At 72.1% G+C, this 21176-nt stretch carries 16 protein-coding genes; 4 read left to right on the top strand and 12 right to left on the bottom strand.

Annotation, left to right across the window (positions count from 1 at the left end):
* Nucleotides 1–46: 46 nt before the first annotated feature.
* Complete coding sequence (locus tag ABZ854_RS25845; RefSeq protein WP_361214890.1) at nucleotides 47–973, bottom strand: proline dehydrogenase family protein; 927 nt, start codon at nucleotides 971–973, stop codon at nucleotides 47–49.
* Nucleotides 974–1146: 173 nt separating this feature from the next.
* On the opposite strand from ABZ854_RS25845, the gene ABZ854_RS25840 reads away from it, so the two are divergent.
* Nucleotides 1147–2334 (top strand): helix-turn-helix domain-containing protein, encoded by a 1188-nt coding sequence (locus ABZ854_RS25840; protein ID WP_361214888.1) that lies wholly within the window; start codon nucleotides 1147–1149, stop codon nucleotides 2332–2334.
* 31 nt (nucleotides 2335–2365) lie between these two features.
* Here the strand turns inward: ABZ854_RS25840 and ABZ854_RS25835 are convergent, their stop codons facing one another.
* Nucleotides 2366–2830: an NUDIX domain-containing protein gene (locus ABZ854_RS25835; protein WP_361214886.1), complete on the bottom strand. Its 465-nt coding sequence runs from the start codon at nucleotides 2828–2830 to the stop codon at nucleotides 2366–2368.
* Nucleotides 2827–3411, bottom strand: a complete 585-nt coding sequence (locus ABZ854_RS25830; protein ID WP_361214884.1) for a TetR/AcrR family transcriptional regulator — start codon at nucleotides 3409–3411, stop codon at nucleotides 2827–2829. Before ABZ854_RS25830 ends, ABZ854_RS25835 begins: the two co-directional genes overlap by 4 nt.
* Nucleotides 3412–3509: 98 nt before the next feature.
* Between ABZ854_RS25830 and ABZ854_RS25825 the strand changes: the two genes are divergently transcribed.
* Complete coding sequence (locus ABZ854_RS25825; protein ID WP_361214882.1) at nucleotides 3510–5051, top strand: MFS transporter; 1542 nt, start codon at nucleotides 3510–3512, stop codon at nucleotides 5049–5051.
* A gap of 73 nt (nucleotides 5052–5124) precedes the next feature.
* Here the strand turns inward: ABZ854_RS25825 and serA are convergent, their stop codons facing one another.
* The 6 genes from serA to ABZ854_RS25795 all read right to left on the bottom strand — a co-directional run bounded on the left by serA (nucleotide 5125) and on the right by ABZ854_RS25795 (nucleotide 15179).
* On the bottom strand, nucleotides 5125–6714 hold the full coding sequence (gene serA, locus ABZ854_RS25820; protein WP_361214880.1) for a phosphoglycerate dehydrogenase: 1590 nt from the start codon (nucleotides 6712–6714) through the stop codon (nucleotides 5125–5127).
* Between the two features lie 250 nt (nucleotides 6715–6964).
* Entirely contained in the window at nucleotides 6965–7963 is a 999-nt protein-coding gene (ilvC, locus tag ABZ854_RS25815; RefSeq protein WP_361214878.1) for a ketol-acid reductoisomerase, read from the bottom strand.
* Between the two features lie 116 nt (nucleotides 7964–8079).
* The gene (ilvN, locus tag ABZ854_RS25810; protein WP_361214876.1) at nucleotides 8080–8604 is read right to left on the bottom strand and encodes an acetolactate synthase small subunit; all 525 of its coding nucleotides are present in this window, start codon (nucleotides 8602–8604) and stop codon (nucleotides 8080–8082) included.
* Nucleotides 8605–8624: 20 nt separating this feature from the next.
* Nucleotides 8625–10469, bottom strand: coding sequence for an acetolactate synthase large subunit (locus tag ABZ854_RS25805; RefSeq protein WP_361214874.1), 1845 nt, complete (start codon nucleotides 10467–10469; stop codon nucleotides 8625–8627).
* A 252-nt stretch (nucleotides 10470–10721) separates the two neighbouring features.
* On the bottom strand, nucleotides 10722–13784 hold the full coding sequence (locus ABZ854_RS25800) for an EAL domain-containing protein (protein ID WP_361214872.1): 3063 nt from the start codon (nucleotides 13782–13784) through the stop codon (nucleotides 10722–10724).
* Between the two features lie 420 nt (nucleotides 13785–14204).
* Nucleotides 14205–15179 (bottom strand): 2-hydroxyacid dehydrogenase, encoded by a 975-nt coding sequence (locus ABZ854_RS25795; protein ID WP_361214870.1) that lies wholly within the window; start codon nucleotides 15177–15179, stop codon nucleotides 14205–14207.
* A gap of 82 nt (nucleotides 15180–15261) precedes the next feature.
* Here ABZ854_RS25795 and ABZ854_RS25790 point away from each other — a divergent pair, with 82 nt between their 5' ends.
* Together ABZ854_RS25790 and ABZ854_RS25785 are read left to right on the top strand one after the other, a co-directional pair.
* Nucleotides 15262–16260 carry an aldo/keto reductase gene (locus tag ABZ854_RS25790; protein WP_361214868.1) on the top strand — a complete coding sequence of 333 codons (999 nt, stop codon included), beginning with the start codon at nucleotides 15262–15264 and terminating at the stop codon, nucleotides 16258–16260.
* A 61-nt stretch (nucleotides 16261–16321) separates the two neighbouring features.
* Complete coding sequence (locus tag ABZ854_RS25785) at nucleotides 16322–17500, top strand: PQQ-dependent sugar dehydrogenase (RefSeq protein ID WP_361214866.1); 1179 nt, start codon at nucleotides 16322–16324, stop codon at nucleotides 17498–17500.
* Between the two features lie 120 nt (nucleotides 17501–17620).
* On the opposite strand, the gene ABZ854_RS25780 is transcribed toward ABZ854_RS25785, so the two are convergent.
* From ABZ854_RS25780 to ABZ854_RS25770, 3 genes are read right to left on the bottom strand one after another with little or no spacing between them, the layout of a single operon-like run.
* Complete coding sequence (locus ABZ854_RS25780) at nucleotides 17621–17800, bottom strand: DUF6191 domain-containing protein (protein ID WP_361214864.1); 180 nt, start codon at nucleotides 17798–17800, stop codon at nucleotides 17621–17623.
* A gap of 29 nt (nucleotides 17801–17829) precedes the next feature.
* Nucleotides 17830–18090: a hypothetical protein gene (locus ABZ854_RS25775; protein ID WP_361214862.1), complete on the bottom strand. Its 261-nt coding sequence runs from the start codon at nucleotides 18088–18090 to the stop codon at nucleotides 17830–17832.
* A gap of 31 nt (nucleotides 18091–18121) precedes the next feature.
* Nucleotides 18122–21166: an AAA family ATPase gene (locus ABZ854_RS25770; protein WP_361214860.1), complete on the bottom strand. Its 3045-nt coding sequence runs from the start codon at nucleotides 21164–21166 to the stop codon at nucleotides 18122–18124.
* Nucleotides 21167–21176 lie beyond the last annotated feature (10 nt).

Below are 21176 nucleotides of genomic sequence, written 5' to 3'. Positions count from 1 at the left end.
CTTGTACGTGAGCGGGTGTCGGGGCTTGGGGCTTGCGGGGGGGGGCTCAGCCCTTGCTGAGCATGCTGCGCACGAAGAACCGCAGGTTGGCCGGCTTCTCGGCGAGGCGCCGCATGAAGTAGCCGTACCAGTCGGTGCCGTAGGCCGTGTAGACGCGCATGCGGTGGCCCTCAGCGGCCAGCCGCAGGTGCTCGTCGCTGCGGATGCCGTACAGCATCTGGAACTCGTACTCGTCGAGCTTGCGGCCGGCCTGGTGGGCCAGTTCCTGGCCGATGGAGATCAGGCGCGGGTCGTGGGAGCCGATCATCGGGTAGCCCTCGCCCTCCATCAGGATGCGCAGGACACGGACGTAGGCCTTGTCGATCTCGTGCTTCTGCTGGAGGGCGACCTCGGCGGGCTCCTTGTAGGCGCCCTTCACCAGGCGCACCCGGCTGCCGGCGGCGGCGAGGCGGCGGGCGTCGGCCTCGGTGCGGAAGAGGTAGGCCTGGATGACGCAGCCGGTCTCCGGGTGGGTCTTCCGCAGCTCCGCGTGGATGGCGAACATCGAGTCGAGGGTGGTGTGGTCCTCGGCGTCCAGCGTCACGGTCGTGCCGATGGCGGCGGCGGCCTCCACGACCGGGCGGACGTTGGCGAGGGCCAGCTCGTGCCCGCCCTCCAGCGCCTGCCCGAACATGGAGAGCTTGACCGACATCTCTACCTTCTCGCCGAGCCCCAGCTCCTTGAGGTGGTCGATCAGCGCGAGGTAGGCGTCGCGGGCGGCGGTGGCCTGCTCGGGGGTGGTGATGTCCTCGCCGACCACGTCCATGGTCAGTTCGAGCCCCTTGGCCGTCATCTCCTTGACGATCGGCACGATGTCGTCGACGGACTCGCCGGGGATGAAGCGGTCGACGACCTGCTTCGTCACCGGGGCCGCCGAGATCAGGCGGCGCATCCGGTCGCTGCGCGACGCGGCGAGAATCACGGGACCCAGCACGGGCACCTCCACAGACAAGCACCAATTCGGCCGTCATCCCACGATTCGGGTACGGCACGGAGAACCACGGTGAAACCTATGGATCTCTCCGATCGTGGGCCATCGACAGCTGTCACGCATCCGTGCCCGGGATCTCAGACAGATGTATGAAGGCGGCCGTGAAATGCGGGAGAATGGGGCTCGTGGCGGCTGACTTCAAGGGTTACAAGGGCGACTACCAGGAGCTGGTGGACGAGGTCTCGGAGCTGCTGGGGGTGCCGGCGACCCTGGAGAACCGTGACTTCGGGCTGATCGCCTTCGCCGGGTACGACCCGGAGGGCGACCTCGACCCCTCGGCGCTGGACCCGGTCCGCACCCGCTCGATCCTGACCCGGCGCTCCACGGCGGCGGTGCGGCACTGGTTCGAGGGATTCGGCATCACGCGCGCGACGGGCCCGGTACGGATCCCGCCGACGCCGGAGGCGGGGGTGTACCGGGGCCGCATCTGCCTCCCGGTACGGCACCGGGGAGTCGTCCTCGGCTACGTCTGGCTGCTGGACAGCGACCCCGGCCCGACGGACGCGCAGCTGGCCGACGCCATGGGGGTGACGGGGCGGATCGGAGCGCTGCTCGCGGACGAGGCGCAGGCGGGGGCGGACCTGAGCCGTGAGCTGCGGGCGGTGCTGACCGCCGAGCGGGGCTGGCAGCGGGACATGGCGGTGGCGGAGTTCCGCACGGCCCTCGGATCCCGCGCGGACGGCCCCCACACCGTGGTCTGCGTGGCCCCCTGGCCCTCCGCCGACCCGGACGACGCCCCGTCCCCGCGTACCGTCCCGCACACCACGGCGCTGTGCACGGTCCCGTGGGGAGCGACCGCGCACAGCCTCGCGGCCCTGGTACGACTGCGAACCACGGACGTGACGACCCCCGCCCTCACGGCGGCCGCACGCCTCCTGCGGGAGGTGGACCGGGCCCCGGCCGCAGGCGTCGGCGAGCCCCGGACCGGCCTGGCCGACCTGGGGACCACCTGGCAGGAGGCGTCGGCGGCGGCACGGGCGGCCCTGGCCGAGCCGAGGCTGGGCCCGGTCGCCGAGTGGTCCCGAATCGGCCCGTACCGACTCCTGACGGCCCTCCCCCCGGACTCGGCCCACGACCCGGCGGTCGCCCCCCTCCTCACCCCCGCCCACCGAGAGCTGGCCCGCACGGCGGAGGTCTACCTGGACTGCGCGGGCCAGGCAGGCCGCACGGCGGCGGAGCTGGGCATCCACCGGCAGACCCTCTACTACCGCCTCTCCCGCGTGGAGCAGCTGACGGGCCTGGACCTGGACGACGGCGAGGACCGGCTGCTGCTGCACATGGCACTGAAGGGCACCCGCCTCTGAGACACCGGGGCGAGGTCCCTCCGCGGTCGCCTCAGCCGACCCGCCGGGGCACCGTCGTCGGTACCGGGTAGACCGTCCAGCCCGCCGGTGCCGTCTCGCCGAGCCAAGTCGCCAGGAGCGTCTCGGTGGCCGGGAAGAGCGGGGTCGGCGGAGTCTCCGGATGCACCCAGCGCCACTCGGCGAAGACGTGCGGCTCGGTGAGGGCCGGTTCGAGGGGGCCGTCGGTGTGGGCGACGACGCAGCCCGTGACCGAGGTGTCCGGGAGGTCCGTGCGCAGGGTGACGGCGAAGGCGCGGATCTCGGGCAACCGGTCGGCCGGAATACCGGTCTCCTCCTCGACCTCGCGCAGCGCGGCCTCCTCGAACGTCTCCCCCGGCTCCACGTGACCGCCCGGCAGGCACCAGGTGGGCGACTCGCCCTGCTTGACCCGCCTGCCGATCAGGATGCGTCCGTCCGGGCCGATCAGCAGGGCGCCGACTCCGACGATCGAGGTCATGCCCGGCCCACCCCCTCCATCACCCGGCGCAGACCCTCCGTCAGGGCCTCGCCGTCCGGCGCCGTCTTGGGGTCGAAGGTCCACAAGGTGATCAGCCCGGTCATCAGGACCGTGTAGAAGCTGCCGACCGAGTCGACGACGTCCTCGGGGATGTCCTCCTCGGGCGTGTCCGTCATGAGGGCGACGAAGCCGCGGGACCCCTCCCGCTGAGCCCGCGCGAGATGGTCCCGCACCTCGGGCAACTGGTCGCCCATCACGGCGATCTCCGCGCTGAGCCGCCACATCGAGTGCGGCTCGCGCATGGTGGCGACGACGTTGGACCACAGCTGCCGGAAGCGTTCCAGTGAGCCGGGCGCGGCGGTGAGCCCGGCGCCGGTTCCGCCGGCGAACGCCTCCGACATCTCCTCCACCAGCGCCACGTACGCCTGCGCGAGCAGCGCGTCCTTCGAGCCGTAGTGGTAGCCGATGGAGGCCAGGTTGGTGCCGGACTCCTTCACGATGTCGCGCGCCGTCGTCCGCGCGAACCCCTTCTCCAGCAGGCAGCGCTTCGCGCCTTCGAGCAGATCCTCACGGTGTCCCATGCCACGCAGCCTACCTCTCGATCCATACGAACGTCTTAGACAGTTGGCCTATACATTCGTTCTAGACAAGCGTTTAAGACGACCGTATATTCCTTGCCATGACGAACCCGACGGGCACCGTCCCGAGCACGACCACACCCGCCACTCCCACCCCCGCCCGCGCCGGACGGCGTGAGTGGACCGCGCTCGGTGTGCTGATGCTTCCTCTCCTCCTGGTCTCGATGGACGTCTCCGTCCTGTACTTCGCGACCCCGGCGATCAGCGCAGACCTGCGGCCCAGCGGCACCCAGCAGCTGTGGATCTACGACATCTACGGCTTCGTCCTGGCCGGCCTGCTGATGACGATGGGCTCGCTCGGCGACCGGATCGGGCGCCGCAGGCTCCTCCTCATGGGCGCCGCGGCCTTCGGCGGGGCGTCCCTGCTCGCGGCCTACGCCGACAGCGCCGGGACCCTCATCGCGGCCCGCGCGGTCCTCGGGATCGGCGGTGCCACGCTGATGCCGTCGACGATGGCCCTCCTGCGCACGATGTTCACCGACCCCGGCCAGCGCGCGAAGGCGATCGGGCTGTGGTCCGGGGTGATGACGGGCGGCATCGCGCTCGGCTCGGTGATGAGCGGCGTCCTGGTCGAGCACTTCTGGTGGGGCTCGGTCTTCCTGGTCAACCTGCCCGCGATGGTGCTCCTGCTGGTCCTCGGCCCGGTCCTGCTGCCCGAGTCCCGCAGCGCCGACCCCGGCCGGTTCGACTGGGTGAGCGTGCCGCTGTCGATGGCCGCCGTACTGCCCGTGATCTACGGCCTGAAGGAGATCCCGTCCGAGGGCTGGCACCCGCTCTACGTCGTCTCGGTGACCGTCGGCCTGCTGTTCGCGGCGCTGTTCGTGCACCGGCAGCGCACGGCCGCCTCCCCGCTGATCCCGCCGGCCCTGCTGAAGGGCCGCGGCTTCACCCCGGCGCTGGTGCTGACCCTGGTCTCCGCGTTCGGCATGATGGGCTCGGCGATCTTCACCACGCAGTACCTGCAGTCGGTCCTCGGCAAGAGCCCGCTGCAGGCGGCGCTGTGGAGCCTGCTGCCGTCGGTGCTCATCGGCGTCGCCGGTCCGGTCGCCACCGTCCTCGTCCAGCGGGGCGCAAACCGCGGCTATGTGGTGGCCGCCGGCTTCGCCGTCACCGCGGCCGGGTACGTGCTGCTCGGCTTCGCGGGCACCGACTCGCTCTGGCTGGTCCTGGCCGCGGCCGGCATCCTCGCCTGCGGCGTGGTGATGGTGATGTCCCAGCTGACCGACCTCGCCATGAGTACCGCCCCGGTGGAGCGGGCGGGCACGGCGTCCTCCCTGCTGGAGACCGCCACGGAGTTCGGCGGCGCGCTCGGCATGGCGGTGCTGGGGTCCGTCGGCACCGCGCTCTACCGCCACGGGATGCCGGCCTCGGCGCCCGCCCCGGCCCAGGAGACACTGGGCGGCGCCCTGGCGACGGCGGCCCACCTGCCCGGCCGGGCCGGTGAGTCCCTCCTCGCCACGGCCCGGGAGGCGTTCACGAGCGGGATGCAGGGGGCGGCCATCGCGGGGGCGGTGCTGCTGGCGCTGGCCGCGGCCGGAGCGGCGGCGAGCCTGCGCCGGATCGAGGTCGCCGACGACAAGTAGGGCACGAAAGAACGCCGGGCGGGCTGAGATCCCTCAGCCCGCCCGGCGTTTCGTGGTGTTCCTCGGCCCGGACTCAGACCAGGTTGACCGACCGGGCCGACGTCGCCCCGATCTCGGCGGCCAGCTCGCCCAGCACACCCGACGCGACCGTGTCGTCGACCGTCAGGACGGCCAGCGCCTCCCCGCCGACCGTCGCGCGGGCGACCTGCATGCCGGCGATGTTGATGCCCGCCTCGCCGAGGATGCGGCCGACGGTGCCGACGACACCGGGGCGGTCCTCGTAGCGCAGGACGACCATGTGGTCGGCGAGGGCGAGGTCGACGTCGTACTCGCCGACGGCGACGATCTTCTGGACGTGCTTCGGGCCGGCCAGCGTGCCGGAGACCGAGATCTCCTCGCCGGTGCCGAGCGTGCCGCGCACAGTGACGACGTTGCGGTGGTCGGCCGACTCGGAGCTGGTGGTCAGCCGGACCTCGACGCCGCGCTCCTGGGCGAACAGGGGGGCGTTGACGTACGACACCGTCTCGTCGACGACGTCCTCGAACACACCCTTGAGCGCGGACAGTTCGAGCACCTTGACGTCGTGCTGGGTGATCTCGCCGTACACCTCGACGTCGAGGCGGACCGCGACCTCGCCGGCGAGGGCGGTGAAGATGCGGCCGAGGCGCTCGGCCAGCGGCAGGCCGGGCTTGACGTCCTCGGCGATGACTCCGCCCTGCACGTTCACCGCGTCCGGGACCAGCTCGCCGGCGAGAGCGAGGCGCACCGAGCGGGCGACGGCGATGCCGGCCTTCTCCTGGGCCTCGTCGGTGGACGCGCCGAGGTGCGGGGTGCACACGACCTGGTCCAGCTCGAACAGCGGGGAGTCGGTGCAGGGCTCCTTCGCGTACACGTCGAGGCCGGCGCCGGCGACGCGGCCCTCCTTCAGCGCCGCGTACAGCGCCTCCTCGTCGACGATGCCGCCGCGCGCGGCGTTGACGATGCGGACGCTCGGCTTGACCTTGCGCAGCGCCTCGTCGCCGATGAGGCCGAGGGTCTCGGGGGTCTTGGGCAGGTGGACGGTGATGAAGTCGGAGACTTCCAGCAGCTCGTCCAGCGAGAGGACCTTGACGCCCATCTGGGCGGCGCGCGCGGGCTGCACGTAGGGGTCGTAGGCGACGACCTTCATGCCGAAGGCGGACATGCGCTGGGCGACCAGCGCGCCGATGCGGCCGAGGCCGACGACGCCGAGGGTCTTCTCGGCCAGCTCCACGCCGGTGTACTTGCTGCGCTTCCACTCGCCGTTCTTCAGGGCCGAGTTGGCCTGCGGGATGTTGCGGGCGGAGGCGAGCAGGAGGCCGCAGGCGAGTTCGGCGGCGGTGACGATGTTGGAGGTGGGCGCGTTGACCACCATCACGCCGGCCTTGGTGGAGGCGGAGACGTCCACGTTGTCCAGGCCGACACCGGCGCGGGCGACGACCTTGAGCTTCTTCGCGGCGGCGACGGCCTCGGCGTCGACCTTGGTGGCGGACCGGATCAGGATCGCGTCGACGTCGGCGATGGCGGGGAGCAGCTCGGCCCGGTCGGCACCGTTGCAGTGCCGGATCTCGAAGTCGGGTCCCAGGGCGTCGACGGTGGCGGGCGACAGCTCTTCAGCAATGAGTACGACGGGTTTCGAGCTCACGTGAGTCCTCACAAGTCCAATGCGGACGGCCGTCCCGACGGCCGCTGGCGGAGGGTGCTAGCCGCGTGGAAGACGCACGACGCTGTGGGCCTGACGCGTTTGTTGTTCAGCAGTCTAGTAGCGCCGCGGCCGACGGTTTGCGCCGCTGCGGAAGGATCACTCGTCCGTGGCTGGACGAGGTGGACAACAGGTGGACGACAGGTGGGAAAAGGGGGCCGGAGCAGTCTGCCCCGGCCCCCTGACGTGGGGCTTACGCCTCTTCGTCGACCCAGCTCATCAGCTTGCGGAGCTGCTTGCCGGTGGTCTCCAGCAGGTGCTCGGAGTCCTGCTGCTTGTATTCGTTGTACTTCTTCAGGCCGCCGTGGTACTCGTCCATCCAGTTCTTGGCGAACGTGCCGTCCTGGATCTCGGCGAGGACCTTCTTCATCTCGGCCTTGGTGGCGTCGGTGATGATGCGCGGGCCGGTGACGTAGTCGCCCCACTCGGCGGTCTCGGAGATGGACCAGCGCATCTTCTCCAGGCCGCCCTCGTACATGAGGTCCACGATCAGCTTCAGCTCGTGCAGGCACTCGAAGTAGGCGATCTCCGGCTGGTAACCGGCCTCGGTCAGGGTCTCGAAGCCCGCCTTGACCAGCGCGGCCGTACCACCGCAGAGGACGGCCTGCTCGCCGAACAGGTCGGTCTCGGTCTCCTCGGTGAAGGTCGTCTTGATGACGCCGGCGCGGGTGCCGCCGATGCCCTTGGCGTACGACAGGGCCAACGCGAAGGCGTTGCCGGAGGCGTCCTGCTCGACGGCGGCGATGCACGGAACGCCGCGGCCCTCCTCGTACTGGCGGCGGACCAGGTGGCCCGGGCCCTTCGGGGCGACCATGCAGACGTCCACGCCGGCCGGGGGCTTGATGAAGCCGTAGCGGATGTTCAGGCCGTGACCGAAGAACAGGGCGTCGCCGTCCTTCAGGTTGTCCTTGATGTGCTCCTCGTAGACCTGGGCCTGGATCGGGTCCGGGACGAGGATCATGATGACGTCGGCCTCGGCGGCGGCCTCGGAGGGGCTCGCCACGCGCAGGCCCTGCTCCTCGGCCTTGGCCTTCGACTTGGAGCCCTCGTGCAGACCGACCCGGACGTCGACACCCGAGTCACGCAGCGACAGCGCGTGGGCGTGGCCCTGGCTGCCGTAGCCGATGACCGCGACCTTGCGGCCCTGGATGATGGACAGGTCGGCGTCAGCGTCGTAGAACAGCTCGGCCACTTTGGGTTCTCTCCTTGTGTACGGGTGGTGCGTCCCACCGTATGACGGTGGGCGGGACGGAAGACTGCGGGTCTCGGCATACGGGCGGCCGCGCGTACGGCCGCCCGTTCACATCCTTACGCCGATCGGTCGAGGGCGCGCAGCGAGCGGTCGGTGATGGACCGGCCGCCGCGGCCGATCGCGATCGTGCCGGACTGGACCAGCTCCTTGATGCCGAACGGTTCCAGCATCTTGAGCATGGCGGTGAGCTTCTCGCTGCCGCCGGTCGCCTCGATCGTGACGGCGTCCGGGGAGACGTCGACGGTCTTGGCGCGGAACAGCTGGACGATCTCGACGATCTGGGAGCGGGTCTCGTTGTCGGCGCGGACCTTCACCAGGACGAGTTCGCGCTGGACGGCCTGGCTGGGCTCCAGCTCCACGATCTTGAGGACGTTGACGAGCTTGTTGAGCTGCTTGGTGACCTGCTCCAGCGGGAACTCCTCGACGCTCACCACGATGGTGATGCGGGAGATGTCGGGGTGTTCGGTGACGCCGACGGCGAGCGAGTCGATGTTGAAGCCGCGGCGGGAGAACAGGGCGGCGATCCGGGCGAGGATGCCCGGGGTGTTCTCCACCAGGACGGAGAGCGTGTGCTTGGACATGGGCTTGAAGTCTTCCTCGCTCAGTCGTCTTCGTTGTCGCCGAAGTCGGGGCGGACGTCCCGGGCGGCCATGATCTCGTCGTTGGAGGTGCCGGCGGCGACCATCGGCCAGACCATCGCGTCCTCGTGGACGATGAAGTCGACGACGACGGGGCGGTCGTTGATGGAGTTGGCCTCCGCGATGACCTTGTCGAGGTCCTCGGGGCGCTCGCAGCGCAGGCCGACGCAGCCCATCGCCTCGGACAGCTTCACGAAGTCCGGCACGCGGGTGCCCTTGGCCTCCGGGTTGATGTCCTCGGGGCCGGAGTGCAGCACGGTGTTGGAGTAGCGCTGGTTGTAGAACAGGGTCTGCCACTGGCGGACCATTCCGAGGGCGCCGTTGTTGATGACGGCGACCTTGATCGGGATGTTGTTCAGGGCGCAGGTGGTGAGCTCCTGGTTGGTCATCTGGAAGCAGCCGTCGCCGTCGATCGCCCAGACGGTGCGCTCGGGCTGTCCGGCCTTGGCGCCCATGGCGGCGGGGACGGCGTAGCCCATGGTGCCGAGGCCGCCGGAGTTCAGCCAGGTGGCGGGCTTGTCGTACTGGATGAAGTGGGCGGCCCACATCTGGTGCTGGCCGACGCCGGCCGCGAAGATCGTGCCCTCGGGGGCGAGCTGTCCGATCCGCTCGATGACGGCCTGCGGGGACAGGGAGCCGTCCTCGGGCTTGTCGTAGCCGAGCGGGTAGGTGTCGCGCCAGCGGCTGAGGTCGCTCCACCAGGCGGTGTAGTCGCCCTTGTGGCCCTCGCTGTGCTCCTTCTGCACGGCCTGGACCAGGTCGGCGATGACCTCGCGGGCGTCGCCGACGATCGGCACGTCGGCGGCGCGGTTCTTGCCGATCTCGGCGGGGTCGATGTCGGCGTGGACGATCTTGGCGTACGGCGCGAAGCTGTCCAGCTTGCCGGTGACACGGTCGTCGAAGCGGGCGCCGAGGGCGACGATCAGGTCGGCCTTCTGCAGCGCGGTGACGGCGGTGACCGCACCGTGCATGCCCGGCATTCCCACGTGCAGCGGGTGGCTGTCGGGGAAGGCGCCGAGGCCCATCAGGGTGGTGGTGACGGGCGCTCCGGTGAGTTCGGCGAGGACCTTCAGCTCGGCGGTGGCCTCGGCCTTGAGGACGCCGCCGCCCACGTAGAGGACGGGGCGCTTGGCGGCGGTGATCAGCTTGGCGGCCTCGCGGATCTGCTTGGCGTGCGGCTTGGTGACGGGCCGGTAGCCGGGCAGGTCCATGACCGGGGGCCAGGAGAAGGTGGTCTTCGCCTGGAGGGCGTCCTTGGCGATGTCGACGAGGACGGTGCCGGGGCGGCCGGTGGAGGCGATGTGGAACGCCTGCGCGATCACCCGGGGGATGTCCGCGGCCTTGGTCACGAGGAAGTTGTGCTTGGTGATCGGCATGGTGATGCCGACGATGTCCGCCTCCTGGAAGGCGTCCGTGCCGATAGCCCTGGAGGAGACCTGGCCGGTGATCGCGACCATGGGCACGGAGTCCATCTGGGCGTCGGCGATCGGGGTGACCAGGTTGGTCGCGCCGGGTCCGGAGGTCGCCATGCAGACGCCGACCTTGCCGGTGGCCTGCGCGTAGCCGGTGGCCGCGTGGCCGGCGCCCTGCTCGTGGCGGACGAGGACGTGGCGGACCCTGGTCGAGTCCATCAGCGGGTCGTACGCCGGGAGGATGGCTCCGCCGGGAATGCCGAATACCGTGTCAGCGCCGACCTCTTCGAGGGAGCGGATGAGGGACTGGGCGCCCGTCACGTGCTCGACGGGGGCGGACTGTCCTCCGGAACGGGGCCGCGGCTGCGGATGGGCCCCGGGGGCCTGCTCGGTCATCGGCATTCTCTTCTCGATGCTGAGGGTTTTTGCGAGGTTTGTGCGGTGTGCGACTGCGTGCTGTCTGCTGTTCACCGGCGCTGGTGCAACAAAAAACCCCTCGTGCCGTGAGGCAAGCGAGGGGAGCGCGCCGGTGAGGGTCGCTGGAGTTCCGGATCTCCTCCGGCGGGTTCCAGCTCAGCCGACGCGCTGTCCAAGTACGAGAATTCGGGTGCGCATGGCACTGACCCTCCCCCCGGCGCGCACCCGGTGTCAAGTAGGTGGGACGGGAGTCTCATTATGTGAGCGCAGGGAGGCTCCACCGGCGAGGACGGCGGGCGCCGCGGGCACAGCGCTTCCCATGGTGACACCGGTCCCGCCCGGGCCGTATCCCCCGCCGGCGAACGCGGGTTCGGCGGGTGCGTGCGGCACGGGGTAGTGACCGGAGGCGAGCGCCCGGCGCAGCCGGTACTCGTCCAGCGGCCCGGAGAAGGCCGTGCCCTGCCCGTGCGTGCAGCCCATGCCGCGCAGGGCGACTACCTGCTCCGGGAGGTCGACGCCCTCGGCGACCGACTGAAGCCCGAGGTCGCCTGCGATGCGGAGCAGCCCACTGGTGATCTTGTGCAGCCGCGCGGACTCGACGATGCCCTCGACGAGTCCCCGGTCGAGCTTGAGGACGTCCACGGGGAGCCGTCTGAGGGCTGTGACGGCCGCGTAGCCGCTGCCGAAGCCGTCCAGCGCGATCCGGACGCCGAGCCGGCTCAGCGCGGTCAGGCGCCGCTCCAGCTCGTCCAGGGAGACTCTGGGGTCGGTGTCGGTCAGCTCGACGAGGAGCGCGCCGGGCGGCAGGCCGTGCCGGGTCAGCAGCGCCTCCACCGAGCCGAGCGGCATCGAGCGGTCGAGCAGCCGCCGTGCGCTCATCCGGACGGCCACGGGGACGACGAGCCCGCCCGCCGCCCGCTCCGCGGCCTGCTCCACGGCCTCCTGGACGATCCACCGGTCCAGCTCGGCCGTCTTGTCGGTGTCCTCGGCGACCCGCAGGAACTCGGCGGGGGTGAACAGCACCCCCTGGGAGGAGCGCCAGCGCGCCTGGGCGGAGACCGACGCGATCCGGCCGTCGTCCAGGCTCACCACCGGCTGGTGCAGCAGCGCGAACTCGCCGTCGTGCAGGGCGGCGCGCAGGCGTCCGGCCAGCTCCGCCTTGCGGACGACGTCCTGCTGCATCTGCGGCCTGTACAGCTCGACCCGGCCCTTTCCGGCCGACTTGGCCCGGTACATCGCCAGGTCGGCGTTGCGCAGCAGTTCCCCCGCGCCGAGGCCGGCCTCGGCGAAGGCGACGCCGATGGAGGCGTTGACCCGGACATCGTTGCCGTCGATGGCGTAGGGCTGGGAGAGGGTCGTCCTGAGGCGGTCGGCGAGCTCCAGGATGTTCCGCTCCCGGGCGGCACGGTCACGGGTGCCGTCCCCGGCGATCAGGGCAGCGAACTCGTCGCCGCCGAGGCGGGACGCGGTGTCCCCGTGCCGGACCGCGTCCTGGAGTCTGCGGGCGGCCTGGACGAGCAGTTCGTCCCCGGCCTGGTGCCCGATCGTGTCGTTGACGGCCTTGAAGCCGTCCAGGTCGATGAAGAGGACGGCCGTGCCGCTCAGGGCGGCGCCGCGGTCGGTGGAACGGCGGCCGGACAGGGCCTGCTGCACGCGCCGGGTGAACAGGGCGCGGTTGGGCAGATCGGTGAGCGGGTCGTGCTCGGCGTTGTGCTGCAACTGGGCCTGCAGGCGCACGCGTTCGGTGATGTCCCGGCAGTTGAAGATGAGGCCGCCGTGGTGGCGGTTGACGGTGGACTCGACGTTGAGCCAGCCGCCGTGGCCGGAGCGGAAGCGGCACTCGATCCGGGTGGTGGGCTCGTCCTGGGGGCCGGCGGCGAGGAAGCGGCGCACCTCGTGCACGACGCAGCCCAGGTCCTCCGGGTGGATCAGGCCGGCCAGTTCGGTGCCCACGAGTTCCTCGGCCGGGCGGCCGTAGACGCCGGCGGCGGCCGGGGAGACGTAGCGCAGGATGCCGCTGGGCGCGGCGATCATGATGACGTCGCTGGAGCCCTGCACCAGGGAGCGGAAGTGGTTCTCCTTCTGCGCCAGTTCCTGGGTCAGGGTGATGTTGTCGAGCAGCATGATGCCCTGGCGCATGACGAGCGCGAGGACGACGGCGCCGGCGGTGATCAGCACCACGTGGTCGGGGCGCCGGCCGTTGAGGACGTTGTACAGGATGCCCAGGGTGCACACGGCCGCGGCGAGGTACGGCGTGAGCGCGGCGAGGGAGCCGGTGAGCGGCCGGCCGGCCGGGTACCGGCTGTGGTCGCTTCCCGGCGCGGGCGCGGGGCCGGGCGCGGGCGGCTGGTGGTGGTCGGCCGCGCCCCGCTGCCCGGGCACGTGCTCGTGGACCACGCGGCTGTGTCCGTCCGGCACGTGCCGCTCGGTGCCCCGCGCGGTGCCCTGGGGCCGGGGAGTGGCCCAGGGGGCGTAGGCGAGCAGCAGCGAGCCGGCGAACCAGCCGGCGTCCAGGAGCTGGCCCGAGTGGTAACTGCTGTGCAGCAGGGGCGAGGTGAACAGGGCGTCGCACATCACTGTCAGGGCGAGTGCGCCGATGGCGGTGTTCACCGCCGTGCGGTTGCCCGGTGTGCGGCGGAAGTGCAGCGCGAGCACCATGCTGACGAGCGCGATGTCCATCAGGGGGTACGCGAGGGACAGCGCGGTGTGCGCGACGCTCGGCCCGTCGAAGCGGGCGGCCTGGGCGAGCGCGAGGCTCCAGGACAGGGTGAGCAGCGAGCCGCCGATCAGCCAGGCGTCCAGGCCCAGGCAGATCCAGCCGGCCTTCGTCACCGGCCGCTTGGCGAGGACCAGCAGGCCCACGATGGCGGGCGGGGCGAAGCACAGGAAGAACAGGTCGGCGTAGCTCGGGCTGGGCACGCTGCGGCCCAGCACCACCTCGTACCACCCCCAGATCCCGTTGCCGAGGGAGGCCATCGTCGAGGAGAGGGCGAACAGGAGCCAGGCGGGCCGGAAGCGGACCCGGGGGCTGCGGGCGTAGAGGAAGCAGGACACGGCGGCGGTGCCCGCGGCGGCGCTCAGCCCGAAGTCGCCCATGATCAGGGCGAGTCCGCCCGAACCCCAGTCGAGCGCGGCCCCGACGGCGTAGGTCGCGCAGACCAGGGCGAGGACCAGCTGGCGGCCCAGCCGGGAGCCGCGGGGGGCGGCGGGCGGCCGGGGCAGCGACGGCCTCGACGGGCGCTGCGCGCGCAGCCGTCCGTCGAGGGTGGGGGTCACGGAGGTCGGCGAACTCACCGGGGCCTCCCGGTCCGTGCCGCCCGGCCCCGTGGGTCGCGGTGGGCGTGCCGTCTGCGGCCGGTGTGCCTGCGGTGCCGGCTGTGCCGGGTGTGTGTGTGGTGGCCGGCGTGGTGACCGCGTTTGCGCGCCGTCGTGCGCCAGGGCCGCCGTCGGCGGCTCCGTCGCGTCGGATCGTTCGTCCATAGGCCGTGCATCGTCCGTCGCCCCCCTCACAAATCTGAAATGTCCATCCCCCGCGCCGTAGGTCGGGCGGCGCAGCCCTTGTCGGGACGATACACCAGGATCGTCACTCAGGGACATAGCTTCTCTACGCTCCGTGACGACCAGCGGGGATGCCGGTACGGACCGCGTCCGGGGGGTCGCGGAGGGTGTGCGGCACAGGTGGGCGGCGGGTGGGCGCGGCGGGCGCGGGCGGGGTCAGCCGCCGGTGGTTCCCGGTGCGGTGCCGGTCGTGAGGATCACGTTCCGCACGGGTTCCCCGTTCACGAAGCGGGTCAGCTGGTCGACGAGCAGCCGCTTGGCGCGGGGCAGGAACGCCGAGGTGGGGCCGCCCACGTGGGGGGTGATGAGCACGCCCGGCGCCTGCCACAGGGGGTGCCCGGACGGCAGCGGTTCGGGGTCCACGACGTCGAGGGCCGCGGTGAGCCGGCCGCTCTCCAGCTCCGGGAGCAGCGCCTTGGTGTCGACGACGGCCCCGCGGGCGACGTTCACCAGCAGCGCGCCGTCCTTCATCCGGCTCAGGAAGTCCGCGTCGACCAGGCCTTTCGTGGCCTCCGTCAAGGGCGTGGAAAGGATCACGATGTCGGCGTGCGGAAGCAGGGCGGGCAATTCGGTGAGTGGATGCACCGGACCGCGCGCCGTGGTGCGCTCAGAGCGCGCAACGCGCGCCACCCGCGCGAGCTCGAAGGGCGCGAGCCGGTCCTCGATGGCGGCGCCGATCGCGCCGTAGCCGACGATGAGGGCGGACTTGTCGGCGAGGGCGGGGTGGAAGCCGCTCTCCCAGTGCCCCTGGTCCTGGTTCCGGACGAACTGCGGGATGCCCCTGAGGGAGGCGAGGATCAGGGCCAGGGTCAGCTCGGCGGTGCTCGCCTCGTGCACGCCGCGCGCGTTGCACAGCCGGACGCCGGGCACGATGGAAGACAGCCGGGCGGTGATGTCGTCCACGCCCGCGCTGAGCGTCTGGATGACCTTGACGTCGGTCAGCCGCTCCAGCGGTCGCACCTTGACCGCCTGCCGCTTCAGGTAGGGGACCACGTAGTAGACGCAGTCCGCCGGGTCGCCGGGGAACTCCTGGTCGCCGTTCTCACCGCCGTCCCAGAACAGGTAGCGGGGCCCCTCGGGCAGCCCCTCGATCTCCTCCGGCGGAAAGGGAAGCCATACGTCTGCGCTCATGCGTGGAGGCTATGTCAGGCGCACAGGTGTGCGGAGGTTAGGTTGGGGGCCGGGCTGGGGTCTGAGGGAGGTTCGCGAGCAGGTGGAGCGCAGGACGATCGGCGCGGGTTCGCTCGCGGTGGGGGCCGTCGGACTCGGGTGCATGCCGATGAGCTGGGGGTACGGCGGGTCGGGGCGGCGGGGTGAGGAGTCGCTCAGGACCGTGCACCGGGCACTGGACGCGGGCTCGGACCTTCTAGACACGGCCGACATGTACGGCCCGTTCACCAACGAGCTGTTGCTGGGGCGGGTGCTGAAGGAGCGGCGCGCGGACGCCTTCGTGTCGACGAAGGCGGGGCTGCTGGTGGGCGAGCAGCACATCGTGGCCAACGGCCGCCCCGGCTATGTGAAACGCGCCTGCGACGCCTCGCTGCGGCGACTGCAGACGGATGTGATCGACCTCTACCAGCTGCACCGCGCGGACCCCGAGGTCCCCGTCGAGGAGACGTGGGGCGCGATGGCGGACCTGGTGCGGGCCGGGAAGGTGCGGGCGCTGGGCCTGTGCGCGGTGGGGGCGCGCGGAGCCCGCCGGCCGGGCGCGCGGCTGTACGACCACACGCTGGACCAGCTCCGGCGGGTGCAGCAGGTGTTCCCGGTGAGCGCGGTGGAGGCGGAGCTGTCGGTGTGGTCGCCGCAGGCGCTGGAGGTGCTGCTGCCGTGGTGTGCGGCGCGCGGGGTGGGCTTCCTGGCGGCGATGCCGCTGGGCAACGGCTTCCTGACCGGCACGCTCACCCCGGGTGAGGGCTTCGAGCCGGACGACCTGCGCGCACGGCATCCCCGGTTCACGGCGGAGATGATGGCGGCGAACCAGCCGATCGTGGCCGGTCTGCGCCGGATCGCGCGCCGCCACGGCGGGCACGTCACGCCGGCGCAGGTGGCCCTGGCCTGGGTGCTCGCGCAGGGCCGTCAGGTGATCGCGCTGCCCGGCGCCAGGAGGGAGCACCGGCCCATGGAGAACGCGGCGGCGGCGTCCCTGCGGCTGACGCCGGAGGATCTGGCGGAGGTGGCGGGGTTGCCGGTCGCACGGGGATCCTGGGACTGAGGGGCGAACCTCGCGGCCCTCCTGTTGCGTCAGAGCTTTCGTGCCGAGGGCGAAGGGGACCATGATCGTGCAACGTCGAGCTGTGTCGGCCGTGCTGGCCGCTGCCGCGCTCCTGCTGACGGCCGGCTGCTCCTCCGACGGCGGAGGACCGCCGGGCGGCGCGGGCACGGCTTCGGGTGCGGCTTCGGGAGGTACGGCGTCCACGGCGTCCCCCTCCCCGTCGCCGAGCGAGTCGACCCCGCCGGCCAAGGGGTCGGTGAAGGTCCTGCGGACGGTCGCGGAGGGCCTGACAACGCCGTGGGGTCTGGCCCCGCTGCCGGGCGGTGATCTGCTGGTGTCCTCACGGGACGACGGGACGATCGTCCGGGTCGACGAGAAGACCGGCAAGAAGACCGTGCTGGGCCAGGTGTCCGGGGTGTCCCCGGAGGGCGAGGGCGGCCTGCTGGGCATCGCCCTCTCCCCCGACTACGCCTCGGACCACATGATCTACGCCTACTTCACGTCGGCCTCGGACAACCGCATCGTGCGGGTGCTGTACGACGAGAAGAAGCCGGCCGGTGAGCAACTGGGCGCCCCCGACACGATATTCCGGGGGATCCCCAAGGGCGTCATCCACAACGGCGGGCGGATCGCGTTCGGCCCCGACAAGATGCTGTACGCGGGCACCGGCGAGAGCGGTGAGCGGGGTCTGGCCCAGGACAGGAAGTCGCTGGGCGGCAAGATCCTCCGGATGACCCCGGAGGGCGAGCCGGCACCGGGCAACCCGTTCCCGGGGTCGGTCGTGTACTCCTACGGCCACCGCAACGTGCAGGGTCTGGCCTGGGACGACAAACAGCGGCTGTTCGCCTCGGAGTTCGGGCAGGACACCTGGGACGAGCTGAACGCGATCAAGCCGGGCGGCAACTACGGGTGGCCCGACGCCGAGGGCAGGTCGAGCGACCCCGCGTTCCAGAACCCGATCGCCCAGTGGCACACCGACGACGCCTCCCCCAGCGGCATCGCGTACGTCGACGGGGTCATCTGGATGGCCGGCCTGAAGGGCGAGCGCCTGTGGCGCATCCCCCTGAACGGCACGAAGGCCTCCGCGGCCCCGCAGGCGTTCCTGACCGGGAAGTACGGCCGGCTGCGCACGGTGGCCGCGGCGGGCGGTGACACGATCTGGCTCACCACCAGCAACACGGACGGCCGCGGCACCCCGAAGAAGGGCGACGACCGCATCCTGGAGGTGCGGGTGCGGTAAGCCCTGTCCGGCGGATCACGTCGGAGGAGGGCGCGGACCCGGGGGTCGACAGGCGGCAGATGGACGTGCAGCGCCCCGCTTCTGCCGCATGACCCGCGGCTGGGCCCTGCCCCCGCCCGCTCACTCCTCGGCGGGCTCCGGGGCGGGCGGGCGGACGACGACCTTTCCGGAGGCGAGGTCTATCGGGCCGCGGCCGGGGTCGTTGTCGCCGATGTCCTCCCGGGTCAGCTCCAGGCGTTTCTCCTCGTCCCGCGTGTGCTTGCGGCCGGGCGCGAACAGTTCCTCGAAGACGTTGAACACCGCACTCCCTCCGGGTGGTGCACCGGGGCTCACTCCTCGTCTATCAGCGACCGGTCGAGAATCGCCACGGAGACCAGGATCAAGAAGGCTCGGTGCACCATGTAGTCGACAGTCATTCCGGGTGCGACGGACACGACCCGGATGTCCTCGCCGCTGATCGCCTGCGACACCGGTGTGAACGGGTCCTCGGCGAGCTTGTGCAGCCCGCGCTCCAGCAGCTTGCGCCGGTCCTCCGGGAGCGCGTCCCGCTGGGCGGCGGCGCGCTCCGTGAACTCGATCTGGTACAACACGGCTCCTCCCCTGGCTCGGGTTCCGGCGTCATTATCCCGCGACCATGCGCTCCTCGGCCTCCTCGGGGAACAGTCCCAGGCGGTGGGCCGTCGCCGCGGCCTCGCCGCGGCCGGAGACGCCGAGCTTGGCGAGGATGTTGGAGACGTGCACGCTGGCCGTCTTCGGGGAGATGAAGAGTTCCTCGGCTATCTGGCGGTTGGTGCGGCCGACCGAGACCAGGCGGAGGACGTCGCGTTCCCTGCTGGTCAGGCCCAGCGCCTCGGCCGGGTCGGCGGGCGCCGGGGTCCGGCGCGGGGCCGGGGTCAGGGGAAGGCGGGCCCGCTGGGCGAGACGGGTGACCGCCTCGGCGAGGGGGCGGGCGCCGAGGTGGCCGGCGACCGCGCCGGCCAGTCGGAGCAGTTCCACCGCGCGGTCGCGCTCGTCGTCGCCGCCCTCGGTGAGCAGGGCCTGGGCGAGGCGGTGCCGGACGCGGGCGAGGTCGTAGGGGCGGTCCAGGCACTCGAAGGCGCTGACCACGGGTGACCAGGTGTCGCCGGAGTCGGCTGCCTCGGCCCGCAGGAGTTCGGCGCGGGTCCAGCGGTCGTAGGCCTGCCAGAGGGGTACGCCGGTGGTGAGGGTCCGGGCGGCCTCGGCGACGCGCTCCAGGGTTTCCGCCCGACCCACGTCGGCGGCGGGCAGGGCGCGGGCGTCGGCCTCGGCGGTGGCGGCGGCCAGCAGCAGCGGCCAGCCGTACCGCTGGGTGCCGGGCGGGAAGCCGGCCTCCAGGGCGGCGGCCAGTTCGGCGCGGGCGTCGGGGAGCCGGCCTTCCGCGGCCGCGACGCCGACGGCGAGCCGGGCCAGCGGCAGCGCCTGCTGGGGCATCGGGTCGTGGGTGCCGTAGTGGGTGCGGGCGGTGGCGAGTTGGCGGGCGGACTCGGCGATGTCGCCGCGGGCCAGGGCGAGATGGGCCAGGCGCATCGCGCCGGCGCCCTGGGGTTTGGCGCTGTGGCCGACCCGCATCGCGTGGGCGGCGGCCTCGGCGGCCTCCTTCCACTCGCCGAGCGAGTACAGCGCCTCGGAGAGATTGCCCCACACCCAGGCCTCGTCGGCCAGCAGGCCGTGGGCGCGTGTGAAGGAGAGGCCCTCGCGCAGGATCGGCGCGGCCTCCCGGTCACGGCCGAGGCCCTGCAGCACGGAGGGCAGGTTGACGTAGGCGCGGCCGGCCACATGGGCCACGCCCTCCGCCAGCGCGTGCTCCTTGACCAGAGACAGCTCGGCGAGGCCGGCCTCGATGTCGCCCGCTTCGACGGTGAGTCCGCCGAGGGTGAGCCGGGCGTTCAGCTCGGTCGCGCGGGCGCCGACCATGCGCGCGTACCGCACGGCCCGTTCAGCGGCGGCGAAGGCGTCGGCACCGGGGCGGCGCAGCATGGACCAGTTGGCGACGTTGGCGAGGACCTCGGCGTGCACCTCGGAGGGCGGCAGGCCGCGCACGAGGTCCTGGGCGGTGGCCAGTTCCCGCCAGCCGTCGCCGCGGGCCAGGGCCTGGACAAGGCGGGAGCGCTGGACGCCGAACCAGGCGGCGCGCAGGGGGTCGCCGTCGTCCTCCAGCAGCCGCAGGGCCCGCTTGGTGATCTTCAGGGCGCGTTCGCGTTCGCCGCCGAGCCGCCCGGCGACGGCGGCTTCCGCCATGATGTCCAGGTAGTCCAGCGGCATGGTGGCCGGGTCGCAGCCGCAGGGAGGATAGACCTCGGTGTAGTCGACGGGGCGCAGGGCGGAGCGGACCTCGTCGGGGGCGCTGTCCCACAGCTCCATCGCCCGTTCCAGCAGCCGGAGTTGTTCGGTGTAGGCGTGCCGGCGGCGGGCCACGACGGAGGCGTCCAGCACGGCGGGCAGGGCCTTGGCGGGGTCGTGCGCGTGGTACCAGTAGGTGGCCAGTCGCATCACGCGCGCGTCGGCCGAAACGAGCGCCGGGTCGGCCTGGAGGGCCTCGGCGTAGCGGCGGTTGAGGCGGGAGCGTTCGCCGGGCAGCAGGTCGTCGGCGACGGCCTCGCGGACCAGGGAGTGCCGGAAGCGGTAGCCGTCACCGGCCGGGGCGACGGTGAGGATGTTGGCTCCGACGGCGGCCCGCAGCGCCTCGATGAGGTCGTCCTCGGTGAGTCCGGCGACGGCGGCGATGAGCGGGTACTCCACGGTGGAGCCGCCCTCGGCGACGATCCGGACGACCCGCTGGGCGCTCTCGGAGAGTGCCTCGACCCGGACCAGGAGCAGGTCGCGCAGGGAGTCGGTGAGGCCGGTGCAGCAGCCCTCGCAGGCGGCTACGGCGAGTTCCTCGACGAAGAAGGCGTTGCCGTCGGAGCGTTCGAAGATGTCGTCGACCTGGGCGGGGTCGGGCTCGGCGGCGAGGATCCCGGCGATCTGCCGGCCGACCTCGTCGCGGGTGAAGCGCTCCAGTTCGAGGCGGCGGACGGTGCGCAGCCGGTCGAGTTCGGCGAGGAGGGGTCGCAGGGGGTGGCGGCGGTGGATGTCGTCCGAGCGGTAGGTGGCGAGGACGAGGAGTCGGCCGGTGCGCAGGGTGCGGAAGAGGTAGGCGAGGAGGTGGCGGGTGGAGGCGTCGGCCCAGTGCAGGTCTTCCAGGGCGAGGACGACGGTGCGCTCGGCGGCCACCCGCTCCAGCAGCCGGGCGGTGAGCTCGAACAGGCGGGCCATGCCCTGTTCGTCGTGCCGGCTGGAGGTGGCCTCGCCCAGGTCGGGCAGCAGCCGGGCGAGTTCCTCCTCCTGGCCGGTGGCGGCGGCGGTGAACTCCTCGGGCAGCGAGTGCCGCAGGGCGCGCAGCGCGGTGGAGAAGGGGGCGAAGGGCAGCCCGTCGGCGCCGATCTCCACGCAGCCGCCGACGGCGACGACCGCCTTCGCGCGGCAGGCCGCCGTGGCGAACTCCTCCACGAGGCGGGTCTTGCCGACGCCGGCCTCTCCGCCCAGCAGCAGCGCCTGCGGCTCCCCCACGGCGGCACGGGCGAGCGCGTCGTTCAGCGTGCCCAGTTCGCCGGTGCGGCCGACGAACACGGGACTTACGGACCTGGTTTCCACGGGCACGAGCATCGCACGAGGT

It is taken from the genome of Streptomyces sp. NPDC047028 (assembly GCF_040644095.1).
Lineage (GTDB): Bacteria > Actinomycetota > Actinomycetes > Streptomycetales > Streptomycetaceae > Streptomyces.
Note: the sequence above shows the minus strand (reverse complement) of the source record. Positions and strands in the feature narration are given on the sequence as shown.

Coding starts and splice junctions, on each gene's coding strand:
- ABZ854_RS25840 (WP_361214888.1), top strand. CDS start 1,147: ATGGGGCTCGTGGCGGCTGACTTCAAGGGTTACAAGGGCGACTACCAG.
- ABZ854_RS25835 (WP_361214886.1), bottom strand. CDS start 2,830: ATGACCTCGATCGTCGGAGTCGGCGCCCTGCTGATCGGCCCGGACGGA.
- ABZ854_RS25830 (WP_361214884.1), bottom strand. CDS start 3,411: ATGGGACACCGTGAGGATCTGCTCGAAGGCGCGAAGCGCTGCCTGCTG.
- ABZ854_RS25825 (WP_361214882.1), top strand. CDS start 3,510: ATGACGAACCCGACGGGCACCGTCCCGAGCACGACCACACCCGCCACT.
- ilvN (WP_361214876.1), bottom strand. CDS start 8,604: ATGTCCAAGCACACGCTCTCCGTCCTGGTGGAGAACACCCCGGGCATC.
- ABZ854_RS25805 (WP_361214874.1), bottom strand. CDS start 10,469: ATGACCGAGCAGGCCCCCGGGGCCCATCCGCAGCCGCGGCCCCGTTCC.
- ABZ854_RS25795 (WP_361214870.1), bottom strand. CDS start 15,179: ATGAGCGCAGACGTATGGCTTCCCTTTCCGCCGGAGGAGATCGAGGGG.
- ABZ854_RS25785 (WP_361214866.1), top strand. CDS start 16,322: ATGATCGTGCAACGTCGAGCTGTGTCGGCCGTGCTGGCCGCTGCCGCG.
- ABZ854_RS25770 (WP_361214860.1), bottom strand. CDS start 21,166: ATGCTCGTGCCCGTGGAAACCAGGTCCGTAAGTCCCGTGTTCGTCGGC.